Origin of the sequence: Ideonella azotifigens (genome assembly GCF_006519715.1) — a bacterium.
GTDB classification, from domain to species: domain Bacteria; phylum Pseudomonadota; class Gammaproteobacteria; order Burkholderiales; family Burkholderiaceae_C; genus Ideonella; species Ideonella azotifigens.
Genome location: NZ_VIDT01000060.1, coordinates 1 through 15444, shown reverse-complemented (window position 1 = coordinate 15444; position 15444 = coordinate 1). Strand labels below are relative to the sequence as shown.

General features: G+C 66.0%; 13 protein-coding genes and 1 tRNA gene. 8 read left to right on the top strand and 6 right to left on the bottom strand.

What is annotated here, in order from left to right; genetic code table 11:
• Window positions 1–151 precede the first annotated feature (151 nt).
• Complete coding sequence (locus FKP22_RS06465) at window positions 152–1726, top strand: methyl-accepting chemotaxis protein (protein ID WP_141286307.1); 1575 nt, start codon at window positions 152–154, stop codon at window positions 1724–1726.
• A 124-nt stretch (window positions 1727–1850) separates the two neighbouring features.
• A complete protein-coding gene (locus tag FKP22_RS06460) occupies window positions 1851–2960 on the top strand; it encodes a beta/gamma-crystallin (RefSeq protein ID WP_141286305.1) in 1110 nt (369 codons plus the stop codon).
• A 57-nt stretch (window positions 2961–3017) separates the two neighbouring features.
• On the opposite strand, the gene FKP22_RS06455 is transcribed toward FKP22_RS06460, so the two are convergent.
• Together FKP22_RS06455 and FKP22_RS06450 are read right to left on the bottom strand one after the other, a co-directional pair.
• Window positions 3018–3107, bottom strand: a tRNA-Ser gene (locus tag FKP22_RS06455).
• Between the two features lie 23 nt (window positions 3108–3130).
• A complete protein-coding gene (locus FKP22_RS06450) occupies window positions 3131–3952 on the bottom strand; it encodes a symmetrical bis(5'-nucleosyl)-tetraphosphatase (RefSeq protein WP_141286303.1) in 822 nt (273 codons plus the stop codon).
• Window positions 3953–4022: 70 nt separating this feature from the next.
• Here FKP22_RS06450 and FKP22_RS06445 point away from each other — a divergent pair, with 70 nt between their 5' ends.
• Both FKP22_RS06445 and FKP22_RS06440 read left to right on the top strand, forming a co-directional pair.
• Entirely contained in the window at window positions 4023–5327 is a 1305-nt protein-coding gene (locus FKP22_RS06445; protein ID WP_141286301.1) for a hemolysin family protein, read from the top strand.
• Window positions 5324–6073, top strand: a complete 750-nt coding sequence (locus FKP22_RS06440) for a SapC family protein (RefSeq protein ID WP_170200782.1) — start codon at window positions 5324–5326, stop codon at window positions 6071–6073. The genes FKP22_RS06445 and FKP22_RS06440 overlap by 4 nt, the downstream gene beginning before the upstream one ends.
• A gap of 78 nt (window positions 6074–6151) precedes the next feature.
• On the opposite strand, the gene FKP22_RS06435 is transcribed toward FKP22_RS06440, so the two are convergent.
• Window positions 6152–6730: a tRNA-uridine aminocarboxypropyltransferase gene (locus FKP22_RS06435; protein ID WP_141286309.1), complete on the bottom strand. Its 579-nt coding sequence runs from the start codon at window positions 6728–6730 to the stop codon at window positions 6152–6154.
• A 541-nt stretch (window positions 6731–7271) separates the two neighbouring features.
• Between FKP22_RS06435 and FKP22_RS06430 the strand changes: the two genes are divergently transcribed.
• Both FKP22_RS06430 and FKP22_RS06425 read left to right on the top strand, forming a co-directional pair.
• Window positions 7272–9209: an alpha/beta hydrolase family protein gene (locus FKP22_RS06430; RefSeq protein WP_170200781.1), complete on the top strand. Its 1938-nt coding sequence runs from the start codon at window positions 7272–7274 to the stop codon at window positions 9207–9209.
• Window positions 9210–9370: 161 nt separating this feature from the next.
• A complete protein-coding gene (locus FKP22_RS06425; protein ID WP_141286295.1) occupies window positions 9371–11221 on the top strand; it encodes a S9 family peptidase in 1851 nt (616 codons plus the stop codon).
• On the opposite strand, the gene FKP22_RS06420 is transcribed toward FKP22_RS06425, so the two are convergent.
• The 3 genes from FKP22_RS06420 to FKP22_RS06410 all read right to left on the bottom strand — a co-directional run bounded on the left by FKP22_RS06420 (window position 11218) and on the right by FKP22_RS06410 (window position 14676).
• Entirely contained in the window at window positions 11218–13749 is a 2532-nt protein-coding gene (locus FKP22_RS06420) for a GspE/PulE family protein (protein ID WP_141286293.1), read from the bottom strand. The genes FKP22_RS06425 and FKP22_RS06420 overlap by 4 nt on opposite strands.
• Before the next feature lie 135 nt (window positions 13750–13884).
• Entirely contained in the window at window positions 13885–14109 is a 225-nt protein-coding gene (locus FKP22_RS06415) for an anti-sigma factor family protein (protein WP_141286291.1), read from the bottom strand.
• 6 nt (window positions 14110–14115) lie between these two features.
• The gene (locus tag FKP22_RS06410) at window positions 14116–14676 is read right to left on the bottom strand and encodes a sigma-70 family RNA polymerase sigma factor (protein ID WP_141286289.1); all 561 of its coding nucleotides are present in this window, start codon (window positions 14674–14676) and stop codon (window positions 14116–14118) included.
• A 205-nt stretch (window positions 14677–14881) separates the two neighbouring features.
• Here FKP22_RS06410 and FKP22_RS06405 point away from each other — a divergent pair, with 205 nt between their 5' ends.
• Window positions 14882–15163 carry a BufA1 family periplasmic bufferin-type metallophore gene (locus FKP22_RS06405; protein WP_141286287.1) on the top strand — a complete coding sequence of 94 codons (282 nt, stop codon included), beginning with the start codon at window positions 14882–14884 and terminating at the stop codon, window positions 15161–15163.
• A gap of 38 nt (window positions 15164–15201) precedes the next feature.
• Window positions 15202–15444, top strand: a 243-nt coding sequence (locus FKP22_RS06400; protein ID WP_141286285.1) for a multinuclear nonheme iron-dependent oxidase, incomplete at its 3' end; no start/stop codon positions are given.

Here is a 15444-nt window from a genome sequence, read left to right as displayed (position 1 = left end):
GGAGTGAGCAGGTGCACCCGCCGGGCAGGCTGCGCCGCCTGCGCGCACCGAAGAGTGCGGCAAATCACGCTGCGCCCATGGCGTCCCTTGAGCTTGGCGTTTCGGTGCCGATACAGCGCAAGATCAATCGGCATCGGCAAGGGAGCGTGTCATGGGCATGACCAGCAACATGAAGATCGGGACCCGTCTGTCCCTGGGGTTTGGCGTCGTCATCGCCATTGCACTGGGCATGGCCGGCGTCGGCTTTGCGAAGCTGTCCGAGATCCAGCGCTCGGTCGAGCAGCTGACCAGCGACCGCCTGGTCAAGGTCGACCAGCTCTCGCAGACCAAGGACAACATGAACGTGGTGGCGCGTGGTGTGCGCAACATCGTGCTGATGTCCGAGCCCGAAGGTCGGGCCAAGGAAAAGCAGCGCATCGACGAGATGCGGGCCAAGAATGCCGAGCTGGCCCGGCTGCTGGATGCCTCGGTGCACAGCGAGCGTGGCCACGCGCTGCTGGCCGCGGTGCAGGCAGCGCTCAAGCCGTATGAGGTGGCGATGGACAAGGCCATTGCGCTGGGCATGGCCAACGACGACGAAGAGGCCACGCGCATGCTGCTGAAGGACGTGCGGCCCCTGCAGCAGACGTATTTCAAGGCAGTGGACGAGCTGGTGGCGATGCAGCAGCAGGAGATGCGCGACGCGGTCACGCAGATCCAGGGCGACGCCGCCTCCAGCAGCGTGCTGATGCTGGTGCTGGCCACGGTGGCGGCGGTCTGCGGTGGCCTGCTGGCCTTCCTGATCCGCCGATCGGTGGTGACGCCGCTGCGCCAGGCCGTGGGCGTGGCGCGCACGGTGGCCTCGGGTGACCTGAGCTCGAAGATCGAGGTGACCTCACGCGACGAAACCGGTGAGCTGCTGCAGGCCATGAAGGACATGAACGAAGGCCTGGTGCGCCTGGTCTCGCAGGTGCGCGACAGCAGTGAGAGCATTGCCACCGGCTCGGCCGAGATCGCCACCGGCGCGGCCGACCTGAGCCAGCGCACCGAGGAGCAGGCCAGCAACCTGCAGCAGACGGCGGCATCGATGGAGCAGCTGACCGGCTCGGTGCGCAACAGCAGCGATTCGGCCCGCCAGGCCAGCGAGCTGGCCGCGCGTGGCGTGGACGCGGCGCTGCGTGGCGGTCAGGCGGTTGGCCAGATGGTCAGCACGATGGCAGACATCTCGCAGGCCTCGCGCCAGGTGGCCGACATCCTGTCGGTGATCGACGGCATTGCCTTCCAGACCAACATCCTGGCGCTGAATGCCGCGGTCGAAGCCGCGCGGGCCGGCGAGCAGGGCAAGGGTTTTGCGGTCGTGGCCAGCGAAGTGCGCACGCTGGCGCAGCGCTCGGCCGAAGCGGCCAGGCAGATCAAGACGCTGATCCAGCACAGCGTGGAGCGGGTCGAGGCCGGCACGCGGCAGGTCGCGCTGGCGGGTGGCGAGATGGACGCGATCGTCGCCGAGGTGCGGCGGGTCAGTGGGCTGATCGGCGAGATATCCACTGCCAGCGCCGAGCAGAGCACCGGCATTGGCCAGATCGGCGACGCCGTCAGCCAGCTGGACGACGTGACCCAGCAGAACGCCGCGCTGGTCGAGCAGAGCAGCGCAGCGGCCGAGAGCCTGCGCGAGCAGTCGGCCAGGCTGGCCGGCCTGGTGCGCGCGTTCCGGCTGGAAGGCGCAGCGGCCGTGCCGATGCCGGCCTGATCCATCGCACTACACCCGCTTACCAACACGCCAACAGGGCCTTGTCATCAGGGAGGGCGGGCGGTGCGTTGTGCTGACCGGGCCGGCTGACGCTGGTCCGGCTTTCCACAACGACATTCGCCCGATGAAACCCCTCTTCAAACTGGCGCTGGCCGTGTTGGCCACCGCGGCCGCCTGCCACGCCTCGGCCGAGATCACCTTCTTCGAGCACCCCGACTTCCAGGGTCGCGCCGTCACGCTGCACCACCCGGTCGACAACTTCGAGCGACGCGGGTTCAACGACCAGGCCTCCTCGGTCATCGTGCGCGGTGAGCCTTGGGAGGTTTGCGAACACGCCGACTTCGGTGGGCGCTGCGTGGTGCTGCGGCCGGGCGAGTACCCGTCGCTGCATGAATTCCACCTGAGCAACAAGCTCTCTTCGGCCCGCGAGGCTGGCCGCGATGAGGGGCGTTACGACCCACCCCCGCCGCCACCCATTCAGGCGCAAGGCCAGGTCACGCTGTTCGAGCATGACGGCTTCCGCGGCCGCTCGTTCAGCGCCGAGCAGGACATCCCTGACTTCCGCCGCTTCGGTTTCAATGACCGTGCCTCGTCTGTGACGGTGGCCGGCGGAGCCTGGGAGGTCTGCGAGCATCCTGAATACAGTGGCCGCTGCATGATCCTGCGACCCGGCCGTTACCCGGATCTCGGCTCGATGGGCATGAACGACCGCGTGTCGTCGATGCGCTGGCTGCGTCCGGCGGCGCACTACGAAGAGTGGCGCTACGCCCCGTCACCGGTGCCGCTGCCTGCTCCGGTCCCGGTTTACGACTGGCACCGCCGTCCCCAGGAACGCCTGGTCGAAGTGCCGGTGAGCGCGGTGCATGCGGTCTACACCGGACCGCAGCAGCAGCGCTGCTGGATCGAGCGTGAACAGGTGGTGCAGCGCGAACCCAATCCGGCCGGTGCGCTGGTGGGCGGCGTGATTGGCGGCATCCTGGGTCACCAGATCGGTGGCGGCCACGGCAGTGGCGCGGTTGGGGCTTTTGCGGGCGCGGTGGTCGGCGCCAATGCTGGCGGTGGGACGGTGGTGTCGACCCAGGGTGTGCAGCGCTGCGCCAGCAGCCCGCCGCAAGGCCGCCCGGACTACTGGGACGTGACCTACTACTACCGCGGCGTGGAACACCACGTGCAGACCTCGAATCCGCCCGGCCCGTCGCTGACGATCAGCGAGGACGGCGAACCGCGGCTGTGAGGGTTGTGAGTGCTTTCGCCAGAGCTGCTGAACGGGCCGCGGCGCGGCTGGCAGGACTGGCGGAAGCGGTGAGATTCGAACTCACGGAGGGGATGAACCCTCGCCGGTTTTCAAGACCGGTGCCTTAAACCGCTCGGCCACGCTTCCCTTGCTGGGGCAGAGATGGTAACTCAGCCCGGTGCCTGCGCTTGCTGGCACTGGACCTGGATGACCTCGCGGCGGCCGCCGTCCACGCGCACGGCGGTCAACTGGCCACCCCAGATGCAGCCGGTGTCCAGCGCCAGCAGTTCGGGGCTGTCGATCAGGCCCAGCGTGGACCAGTGGCCGAAGGCCATCGGTTGGCCTGCCGTGAGGCGGGTTTCGTGCGCGAACCAGGGGCGCATGCCGGGTGGGGCGGCGTCGGCGCCGTCCTTGGTCGCGAAGTCCAGCGTGCCGTCGGCCGCGCAGAAGCGGATGCGGGTCAGCACGTTGACGACTGCGCGCAGCCTGTCGTTGCCTTGCAGCGTGTCGTCCCAGCGGGCGGGGCGGTCGCCGTACATGACCTGCAGGAAGTCGTTCAGGCCGGGGCCATGGATCATGGCCTCGACCTCGCGCGCCAGCGAGAGCGTCTGCCCGGGGGTCCATTGCGGCACCACGCCGGCATGCACCATCAGCCAGCCGTCGCTGAGGTCGGCCAGCTTGCGCTGGCGCATCCAGTCCAGCCAGGCTTCGCGCTCGGTGTCTTCTAGGATGGGTGCCAGCGTGTCCTTGCGGTTGGGCTTGCGCACGCCAGCGGCCACGGCCAGCAGGTGCAGGTCGTGGTTGCCGAGCAGGCAGGTGGCGCTGGCGCCGAGCGCGCGCAGGCTGCGCAACGTGCCGAGTGAATCAGGGCCGCGATTGACCAGGTCGCCGAGCAGGTGCACGTGGTCGCGAGAAGGCGAGAAGTCGATCTGGGCGAGCAGGCGCGCCAAGGCGTCGCAACAGCCCTGGAGGTCGCCGATGAGGTAGTGCATGGGGCGATTCTGCTACGCTCGCAACCCCATTCACTTCGCGTTGCGGCCCGGAATTTGCAGGCCGCGTTCCATGGACTTTGCCCTACTTGCGTTCCTGATCTTCATCAACGGGCTGTTCGCCATGTCGGAAATGGCGCTTGCCGCCAGCCGCAAGGCGCGGCTGCAGGTGATGGTGGAGGCCGGCGAGCGCGGCGCGAGCGCAGCGATTGCGCTGCACGAGAACCCCACGCGCTTCCTGTCCACGGTGCAGATCGGCATCACTTCGATTGGTGTGCTGAATGGCATCGTCGGCGAGGCGGCCTTCTCTGCGCCGGTGGCGTTGTGGCTGAGGTCGATCTTCCCGCTGCTGGGCGAGCGCGCAGCGGACCTGACGGCCACCGCGCTGGTGGTGATGATCATCACCATCCTCAGCATCATCTTTGGCGAACTGGTGCCCAAGCGCCTGGGCCAGATGTACCCGGAGACGGTGGCGCGGCTGGTGGCCCAGCCGATGCAGTGGCTCTCCGTGGGAGCGCGGCCGCTGGTCTGGCTGCTGGCGGCCTGCACCGAAACCACGCTGCGGCTGTTCGGCATCAAGGGCGGTCCGTCACGCAGCGTGACGGAAGAAGAGATCGCTGCCAGCCTGGAAGAGGGGCTGGATGCGGGCGTGATCGAGGCGCAGGAGCACCAGATGGTGCGCAATGTGTTCCGCCTGGACGACCGGCAGATCGGCTCGATGATGATTCCGCGCGCGGAAATCACCTGGCTGGATGTCAACGCGAGCATCGAGGAAGTGCTGCGCGTGGTGGCCGAAGAGGAGCACTCGCGCTACCCGGTCTGCCGCGGCGGGCTGGACGATGTGATTGGCGTGGTCGCCGCGCACAGCCTGATCCGCCCGGTGGCCGAGAGCCGGCTGGCCTCGCTGGCCGACCACTTGCAGCCGCCGGTGTTCGTGCCGGAGACGCTGTCGGGCATGGAGCTGCTGGAGCATTTCCGCACCACCGGCGCGGACCTGGTGTTCGTGGTCGACGAATATGGCGCGGTGCAGGGCGTGATCACGATGCGCGAGGTGATGGAAGCCATCACCGGCGAATTCAGCAACCCGGGCGAAGAAGACGCCTGGGCGGTGCAGCGTGCCGACGGCAGCTGGCTGGTCGACGGCCTGATGCCGACGCCCGAGCTGAAGGACCGGCTTGAATTGAAAGAATTGCCCGAGGAAGACCGCGGGCGCTACAACACCCTGGCAGGCATGATCATGCTGTTGCTGGGCCGGCTGCCGCACACCACCGACACGGTGGAGTGGGGCGGTTGGCGCTTCGAGGTGGTGGACCTCGATGGCAAGCGCGTCGACAAGGTGCTTGCCAGTCGCCTGCATGAATCTGGAGAACCCGATTGATCAACCCTGAACTGCACAAGAAACCCACCGCGCTGGATCGCGACAAGCATCGCAACCTGAAGCTGCGCACGGCCCTCAGCAACCTGAAGGCTTCCACCGGCCTGAACTCGCTGTTCCTGACCACCGCCGAATTCGGCGATGCGTGCAAGGAATACCCCATCCTGTTCCTGGCCGCTGGCAAGGACGAGCAGGGCAAGGAGCAGGTCGCACCGGTCGCCGTTTTCGGCGTCACCCAGGGCGAAAACCTGTTCCTGCAGGCCGATGGCCGCTGGGACGCGTTCTACGTGCCGGCGGCCCTGCGCGCCTATCCGTTCACGATGGCGCGCGTCGGCCCGGACCAGTTCGCCGTGGTGCTGGACGAAAGCTGGGAAGGCTTCTCGACCGAGGAAGGCGAAGCCATCTTCGGTGCCGACGGCCAGCCCACGCCGATGATCACCGAGCTGCGCAAGTTCATCGAGCAGCTGGAAGTCGAGACCGAGCGCACGCGCCTGGCCGGCCAACGCATGATGGAGCTGAAGCTGCTGCAGCCCAAGCGCTTCGACGCCACGCTGCCAGACGGCAGCACGCTGACGGTCGATGGCTTCCTGGCCGTGGACGAAGAGCGCCTGGCGCAGCTGACCGATGCCGAGACGCTGGAACTGGCCCGCAATGGCCTGCTATCGCTCATGCACGCGCACCAGATCTCGATGGGCAACATGCGTCGCCTGATCGACCGCCGCGTCGCGGCATTGGCCAACAAGGCCTGATCGGCTCAGCCGGCCAGCTCGCCTTCCACGGCGAGCGCCGGCGCCTGTCTGGTCGGATCTCGCGCGGCCCGCATGCCATCAAGTGACCAGAGCCCGCTGCCGCACGAAGTCGTCGAACGCGGCCAGCAGCGGCAGGTAGTTTGCGGGGGCTTGTTCGAGTTGACCCAGCGCCAGGCAACAGGCTTCCAGCGTCGAGCGCTGGGCGGCCTGTGGCGCCTGGCGCAGCGAGCCATAGCGCGAAGGCGGCGGCGTTTGCAATGACAGGCGAGGCAGGGCTTGCAGGCCGGGGTTCAGCAGCAGCATCTTCAGGCTCTTGCGCCAGGTGCCGTCAATGACTACCAATTGGCCTGGCATGGCAGCGACGGCCGCAGGCACTGCTGGCTGCGAGCCCAGCACTGCTTCGGGATAGAGCAGCAGGCTGTGGCCCGGCGGCCCCAGCCAGTCGGCCAGCAAGCCTGGGTCGAACCGCTCGCCTGTTTCCACGCGACAGTCGGCCAGGCTCAGCTGCAGCAACGGCACGCTGCCCTTCGGATGGCCGGTTTCCAGCGGATGCTGCAGCACCAGCACAGGCACCTCATTGGTTACCGGTCGCGCAAAGCTGCACAGGCAGCCGCGCAGGGGTCGGTGGCAACGCGGGCAAGCGGGCCGGGAGGCCATGGCGGGGCGGTTCAACGGATGGCGGTGGAGGGCGGCCAGGATCTTGGCATGCCGTTGCCTGTCTCAGCCGAAAAACACATGGCGCCGCACCATGCCCGAAACCCTTTCCGGGCCACTATGCCCCGGGATAGCGGGCTGTCTGTGGACGAAGCTCATGCCCGCATTGCAGCCGCGCCACAGCCGTTTGACTGGCTCGGCGGTAGACGGTGGGCGGTGCCGCTGGCCGGCAGGGGTCCGGGCCGTTGGACGAGGTCCGGGGCACCGCCCGAGGCGGGCGATGAGGTTCAGGTGTGGCCGCTTGAAGGGCTGGTCTAAGCGATTGCCCTGAACGAGTCATCCGCCAATCTCATGATGATCCCCCTGAGCTGGGGGGACGACGAGTTCAGGTGAGCTAGGTAACATCCTCGGCCGCAGCCCCGCCGGTCGAACGCAGTGAAACCATTGAGGTCAGGCGGTAGGCGTTGTACAACAAGGTGGAGGGATATTCATGAGGTCCAGTTTGCGTGCGCAGTGGCGTGCTCCGATGACATTGGCGTGGGGCATGGCTTTCGGCATTGTGTTTGGCAGTGCAGTTGCCGCACCGCCAGCCGTTGAGGTCTTTGCTGCCCAGCCATTGTTGGACGACTTCCGTTTGTCGCCAGATGGTCTGCGCCTTGTGGGTTTCATGAACATCGGCGGCAAGTCGTCGCTGGTCACCGGCAACTGGGACGGTTCAGGCATTCGGCCGATACTGGACACGGACAACAACAAGTTCCTGTTCAACTGGGTGCAGTGGGTCAACAACGAGCGCTTGGTGGTCAGCCTTCGGTTCCCTTCGACCACGCGAGGGGCCGTGGCCTGGGAAACCCGGGCACTGGCCATGGACCTCAAGGGCGAGAACGTTGTCAATCTGGTGCCGCCGCCTCGCCAGTCCAACAGCAAGTGGCTGGCCCAGCACCAGGACAACGTGATCGATTGGCTGCCCCAGGACGGGCAGCATGTGCTGATGTCCATCGTTGAGGACTTCTACATCTTTGCCCCTGGGGTCTATCTGGTCGACGTGAACACGGGCAAGCGCACTCAGGTCCTGGGTCCGCGTGAGAACGTTTGGACGTGGCTGACGGACGCCCAGCATCAAATACGCGTCGGTGTTCGTGCGGACGAGGAAAAGGACTTGGTCGAGGTGATCGGCCGGGATTCCGACAAGGGCGACTGGCGCAAGCTCTGGAGCTACAGCTTCTTTGATCGCAAGGACATCCACCCAATTGCCTTCGGTCGTGATCCGCAAACGCTGTATGTCACGGCTTTGAAGGGGGACTATCAAGCGCTCTACCTTGCACACCTCGACAAGCTGGATGCCCAGGGGCAACCGACCATGGACCTGGTTGCTGCGCGGGAAAATGAGCATGTAGCGAATATTCGCCGGTTGTCAAATGGGGAACTGGTGGGATTTGGCTACGTGCGCGAGGGTGATGCGGCTCGGGCATTCATTGACGAGTCTCTGAAGGATTTGGCCACGGACATTGACCGTCTCCTGCCCAAGCGCTTCAACTTCATCTATGGATTCAGCCAGGACCGGAACAGATACCTGGTCAACTCTTCAGGCAACGGCGTTCCCGGGCAGTTGTTGGTGGGAGACCGCAAGGCTGGCACGCTCAAGCTGATTGGCGATCGCTATCCCGATCTGAAACCCGAAGACCTGTCCGGCAAGCGCCGCATCAATTTCAAGGCCCGTGACGGCCTTGAGATCAAGGGTTTCCTGACGGTGCCCAAGTCCGATACCCCCGAGGAAGGCTGGCCCATGGTCGTGCTGCCTCACGGCGGGCCGATTTCGCAAGACGACATCGACTTCGATCCTTGGACGGAGTTGCTGGCATCTCGTGGCTATGCGGTGTTGCAGATCAATTTCCGAGGTTCGAGCAATCTGGGACGGAGCTTCCAGGATGCCGGCCTGCAGCGCTGGGGCATGGAGATGCAGGATGACCTGACCGATGGCGTGCAATGGGCCTTGGGCGCTCACATTGCGAACCCCAAGCGCATGTGCATCGTCGGTGCGAGCTATGGTGGCTACGCTGCCTTGATGGGTGCGGTGAAGACGCCGGACCTGTACCGCTGTGCGGTCAGCTTCGCCGGGGTCAGCAACCTGGTCGACATCTCAAGGAACTGGGCGGGCTTTGGCGGCAGCAAGGTGGCCGACAAGCAACTCGGCAACTACTGGAACGACCGGGACCGGCTGAAGCAAACCTCGCCCGCTTACCGTGCTGCCGAGATCAAGGTCCCTGTCCTGCTGGTGCATGGGACGGTGGATGCCCAGGTGCCCTACGACCAGACCGTGCAGATGGACAAGGCGCTCAAGGCCGCCGGCAAGAATCACCGCTTCGTGACGCTGGAGGGGGGCGACCACAACCTGGTCCGCCAGAGCGATCATGTGAAGTTCCTCGACGAAACGCTGAAGTTCCTGGACCAGAACATCGGCCCTGGTTCGGCGGCGGTGAAGTGATTCCGGAGTTTTTGCGAGTCGCAGTGGCCGCGCCAACATCGCGTTCGGTATCGACCCTCTGCGTCCTGGCGGTCGCTGCCGGCGCTGGCTGGGCGCAGACACCTGGCGGTGGGGCGCCGTCTTCAGGCGATGAGGTTCCGGCGTCGCCGCGTGCTGTTCCGGTGGCTGCGTTCGCCACCCTGCCCGCCATCCAGTCCCTGGCCTTGTCGCCCGACGGACAGCATCTGGCAGGCATTGCCCACAAGGCCAACGGTTCGGTGGTATTCACCAGCCGGTTTGATGGTTCGGAGTTGAAGGGCGCGCTCGAAACCGATGATCGGAAGTTCCAGCTGAACTGGGTTCGTTGGGCGAACAACCAGCGACTGGTGGTGAGCACGGGCTTCACTTCGAAAATCCGCGGGGTTTCCATCCGGCAGTCGCGAGCGTTGGCGATGGACGCCGACGGTGGTCACCTAGTGCAGCTCGCACCTTCGGAGTCCTTTTCGCAGGATCGCGTCGTCGACTGGAATCCGGACGATGGGCAACACGTCCTGATGCGTCAGTTCGGCATGATCCTGGAAGTGGACGTCAACACCGGCAAGGACAAGATGCTTCAGTCCGGACGGGATTACACCAGCTGGCTGGTCGACGCGCAGCATCGCGTGAGGTTGGCGGTGCGCGGGCGCGAGGACGGGGTTCAGATCTCCGTGCGGGACAACGCCGGCGCAGACTGGCGGGTGCTATGGCGCTTCAAAGCTGAAGATCCCAAGACTGTCTACCCGATCGCGTTCGGCGACGATCCCAATTTGTTGTATTTCACGGCCGAAGAGAATGATCGGCTGGCCCTTTTCTCGGCCAAGCTCGACGACCTGGACGAGGCGGGTGAACCCAAGAGGCACTTGCTGGCAGCCAGCGACGCAGATGATTTTGCTGGTGTGCGGTTTGCGCCCGGCACACATCGTCTGATTGGCTACACCGGCCCTGGGGAAGGTGATGCAGCCAGGGCGTTCATACCCGAAGATCTGAAGGAGCTTGCGCGGGCCATCGATGAAGTCCTGCCCGGCCGCTTCAATCGCATTGGGCCTTTCAGCGCGGACAGCGAGCGCTATGTGGTGTCGTCGAGTGGCAATGGCGTGCCGCCGGAACTGTATGTGGGCGAAAGGCGCAGCGGCTTGCTGAGGCTGGTCGTGCGGCAATATCCCGAGCTCGATCCTTCCCAGATGACAGGTAAGCGAAGCATCGGCTACAAGTCACGCGATGGTCTAGCCATCCGCGGCTACCTCACCTTGCCCAAGGGTCAGAAGCCCGCTGCCGGATGGCCCATGGTCCTCATGCCACATGGCGGCCCCATCTGGTCCGACGACAAGGATTTCGATCCCTGGGCGGAACTGTTGGCATCGCGCGGCTATGCCGTGCTGCAGGTGAACTTCCGGGGGTCCGATTCACAAGGCATCAGCTTCATCAAGGCCGGCCTGAAGAAGTGGGGCCTGGAGATGCAGGACGATCTCACGGACGGCGTGCAATGGGCGGTCGCCGAACGTCATGCCGATCCGTCGCGCATCTGCGTGGCTGGCGCCAGCTTTGGTGGGTATGCGGCCCTGATGGGCGCCGTGAAGACGCCGGATCTTTATCGCTGTGCCGTCAGTTTCGCGGGGGTTTCCGATCTGGTAACCCTGTCTCGCCACACGGCCGACCTGTTCAACACCGCGGGGCTGGACAAGATGATGGGCAACTACTGGTACGACCGGCAGCAGCTCAAGGCCACATCTCCAGCCCAGCGGGCTGCGGAGATCAAGGTACCGGTGCTGCTGGTGCACGGCACGGCCGACGCATCAGTGCCCTACGAGCAGTCTGAGCTCATGGCCAAGGCGTTGAAGAGCGCCGGCAAACAGTTCGAGTTCATCACCCAGGAGGCTGGTGACCATCAACTATCCCTGCAGGAGCACCGTCAGGAGTTCTTCGCCGCCCTGGTGCGTTTCCTGGATACCCATCTCGGTGCCGGGAAACTGGTGACGAAAGCGGCCGCCAACTAAACATTGCTTGTCGCCCGCACCTCTTCCAAGGTCGTCAACCCCGCCAGCACCTTCTCAATGCCATCCTGCCGCAGCGTGCGCAGGCCTTCTGCCAGCGCTTGCTGCTGGATGTCGTCGGCGCGGGTGCTGGTCTGGATCAGGTGGCGGAGTTGGCGGGAGACGGTGAGCAGTTCGTGCACGCCGACGCGGCCGCGCACCCCCGTCTGGCTGCAGTGGCTGCAGCCGGGGCTGTGGTAGCGCAGCAGGCGGCCTTGTTCGTCGCCGAAGCGTTGCTGCCATTCGCTCAGCAGGCCGTCGCGCGTGGGGGAGCCTGCGCGGCCGCGGGACCAGGCGTGCAGGTAGTCGTCCAGCAGTTCGTCGCGCTGTTCGGCTGACATCGGCTCGGTCGTGCGGCAGTGGGCGCAGAGCTTGCGGACCAGGCGCTGGGCCAGCACGGCGAGCAGCGAGTCGGCGAAGTTGAACGGGTCCATGCCCATGTCCAGCAGTCGCGTGACCGTTTCGGCGGCGCTGTTGGTGTGCAGCGTGGACAGCACCAGGTGGCCCGTCAGCGAGGATTCGACGGCGATCTTGGCGGTCTCCTGGTCGCGGATTTCGCCGACCATGATGACGTCCGGATCGGCGCGCAGGAAGGCGCGCAAGGCCTTGGCGAAGGTCCAGTCGATCTTGGGGTTCACCTGCACCTGGCGCAGGCCGGGCTGGGTGATTTCGACCGGGTCCTCGGCCGTCCAGATCTTGCGCTCGGGCACGTTGATGTGGCTGAGCGCGGAGTGCAGCGTGGTGGTCTTGCCCGAGCCCGTGGGGCCGACGCACAGCACCAGGCCGTAGGGGCGCTCCACGGCCTCTTTCAGGGCTTTGACGTTGCGCGGCGACAGGCTCAGCTGGTCCAGCGGGATGGGCCGGGCCGAGGCCAGGATGCGCAGCACCGCGTCTTCAAGGTTGTTGCTGGTCGGGATGGTCGCCACGCGCAGCTCGACCGGGCAGGACGGCACGAAACGCGCGAAGTTGATCTTGCCGTCCTGTGGGCGGCGGCGCTCCGAGATGTCCAGGTCGCACATGATCTTGATGCGGGCGATCATGGCGCTGCGGTAGCTGGGCGGCAGCTCCAGGTAAGGGCGCAGCATGCCGTCGCGGCGGAAGCGGATGCGCAGCTTCTCCGAGCCTGGGTGGCTCTCGATGTGAATGTCGGACACGCCCTGGCTGTAGGCCTCGACGATCATGGTGTTGATCAGCCGCACCAGCGTGTTGTCGGATTGCTCGATGGTGTCGTCGGCCGGCACGTCCACGGTGCGGCTCAACTCCAGGTCGGCCAGCAGCCGTTCGGTGCCGCCTTCGTCGAAATTCAGGCCAACCGGTTCGATCAGGCCGATGCTGAGCGAGTCTTCATAGCCGTGCTTCTGGTAGGCCACCTGGATGACGTGGGCCAGGTTGTCGCTGGCGGAGAGCACCGGCACGATCTTGCCTTGGGCGAGGAAGGCCAGTTCTTCCAGCACGTCGCCGCGCGACGGGTCTTCCAGTGCCACCACCAGCCGGCCGGCAAGCGCCTGCAGCGGCAGCACGTTCATGCGCCTGGCCACGGGCAGCGGAATCTGCTTGAGCGCCGCCGGGTCCACCGGGTAGGTGTCGACCTGCACCACCGGGTAGCCCATCTTGCGGGCCAGCGCGGTGCGCAGCTCGTTGCGGTCGATGTGGCCGCCGCGCACCAGCAACTCGCCCAGTGGCACCGAGCGGTTGCCGCGTTGTTCTGCCAGCGCGTGGTCCAGTTGCGCAGGCGTGATGAAACCGAGCGCCAGCAAGGCTTCGCCGATGCGCACCATCGGCATGCGGGACTGCGAGGACAGCGCAGTTTCCAGTTGCTCGCGCGAGAGCACGTTCTGGTTCATCAGCACGTCGCCCAGGCGCTGCTCGCGCAGGCCTTCCTGCTCGGCCAGCACGTTGGCGATCTGGGCCGGCGTGGCGCTGTGAGCGGCCAGCAGCACCTCGCCCAGCACCGGGCCGAAGCTGGCGCGCGCGTACACGCCCTTGGCGCAGAAGACGCGCCGCACCGTGCCACCTTCGTCCAGCGGCTGAAACAGGAACAGGCCATGCACGTTCTCGACGTGGCCAATGGTGCGGCCAGTGAGTTGCGTGCCATCGCCCAGCTCGAGCTGATACGCCACCGTGGGGTGGAAGTCCATCAGCTCGGCGGGCGCCGCCCCGCGACTCATGAACGAAGGCGACAGCGGGGCCAGCAGGGTCAGCCTGCGGAACTGCGAGAGCTTGACTGGTACCGTCGTGCGCGAAGGCGGCAGCTGCACCAGCAGCTGATCCTCGGCCGGCGAGAACAGCGTCATGCGCGCCTTCATGATCTTGCCGTTCAGGCCCTCGATCTCGCAGGCCTCGGGTTCGCACTGCGGCAAGCCTGGCGAATAGCAAGGGTAGGGCGGCGTGGGCCAGACGAAGCCGCCTGGGGCAAGGCCCTGGCCTGCGGCAGGCGGCGGGTGGCCCTCCGGCGGGGCCAGTGACAGCGGCGGAAGCGACAGGTCGGTCATCTCGGGCGGGCAGCGCGGCGGCAAGGCCCCGGTGGCCGAACGGCATCCGGGGAAACGGCCCCATCGTAGGGTGCTCGCGCTGGCAGGAAAGCCAGGAGAAACGGGTGGAAAGCGCGGCTGATGCCGGCCCGGGCATCAGGCGTGCGGCGGGCCGCCTGCGTCGTCTTCCAGCGTGTCGCGGTATTGCTTCCAGCGGCCGGTGGCGCTGCGCATCACGCGCAGCTGGCCCTTGAAGCGGGTGCAGGCCTCGCAGATCATCAGGTGCAGCCGCAGGCCCAGGCGCTCGCCGGTGCGCAGCGTGCGGTCCTCGGATTGCAGCAGCAGCGTGCTGGCCTGGCGGCAGTTGAGCTTGAAACGCATGGAAGATTAGGCGGCTTTTTGGCCGAACCAGTTGAGCTGCAGGCAGTCGCGCAGCCGCAGGCGGGCACGGTGCAGCAGCACCCACAGGTTGGTCGTGCTGATGCTCAATTCCTTACAAACTTCGTCGGTCTCCAGTTCCAGCCATTCCCGCATCAGGAACACCCGGCCCTGCGTTGCCGGCAGTTTTTCGACGCAGGCGTCCATCACCTTCAGGAACTGCTGCTGGCCCAGCGAAGCTTCCGGGTGGTCGCTCCAGTCGGCCGGCACTTCGCGCCAGTGGCCTGTGGCGTCGAACAGCTGTTCGTCCAGATCCTCGCAGTCGTCCTGCGACAGCACGTTGAGCTCACGCGAGTGGCGGCGCAACTGGTCGATCAGCTTGTGCTTCAGGATGCCGACCAGCCAGGTCTTCAGCTGCGACTGGCCGGTGAAGGCCTGCGGCTTCTCCAGCGCCGCCAGCAAGGTGTCCGACACTGCGTCTTCGGCCAGCGCGTCGTTGCGCAACTGCGAGCGGGCGTAGCGCATCAGCTGGGGCCGCAAAGTCTCTACCGCACGGGCAAAGTCGGTCATGGTCGACGCCGCCTGCGAAGGCGGTGGCAAAAACAAGTCAGCGCGCAGTGTAAGGAATGCGGCCTGGCCGCCGACACAGCCATGTCGCCGTGCTGCAAGCCGTGAAAGTCCACCGGGCCTCGCGGTCAAGCACCAAGACCACAAGCCTTCGGCTTGACCTAATCTCGCTTCATTTCATCCGCCCCATTTCTCCAAGGAGCTTTTCATGAACTCGCATCAACTCGTTTCTTCCGCCCTGGCCGCTGCCCTGTCGCTGGGCCTGGGCGCCGCTGCCACCACCGCCCACGCGGCAGAGGCCAAGGAGAAGTGCTACGGCATCACCAAGGCCGGCGCCAATGACTGCGCGAACCTGAGCGGCAGCCATTCCTGCGCCGGCCAGGCCACCACCGGCACCGACCCGGCCGAATGGAAGTACGTGGCCAAGGGCACCTGCAAGTCCATGAAGGGCATGACGGCCGAAGAGGCCAAGGCCGCGATGAAGAAGTAAGCCCTGCCCGACTTCTTCGATACCCACCACGCGCCGCCATGTCCCACCCGCTGTCTCCCTTGCCTTCCACCAGGGTGGGCATCGGCTGGCGCCAGTCGCACGAACGCGAGCTGCTGGAAGGCGGCGCGCCGCAGCTGGGCTTCATCGAAGTCCATTCCGAGAACTTCTTTGCCGCTGGCGGCGCGGCACTGGCCACGCTGTGCAGGGCGCGCGAAAGCCACGCGGTCAGCCTGCATGGCGTGGGCCTGGCGCTGGGCTCGGCCCTGGGGTTGGACCCGTGG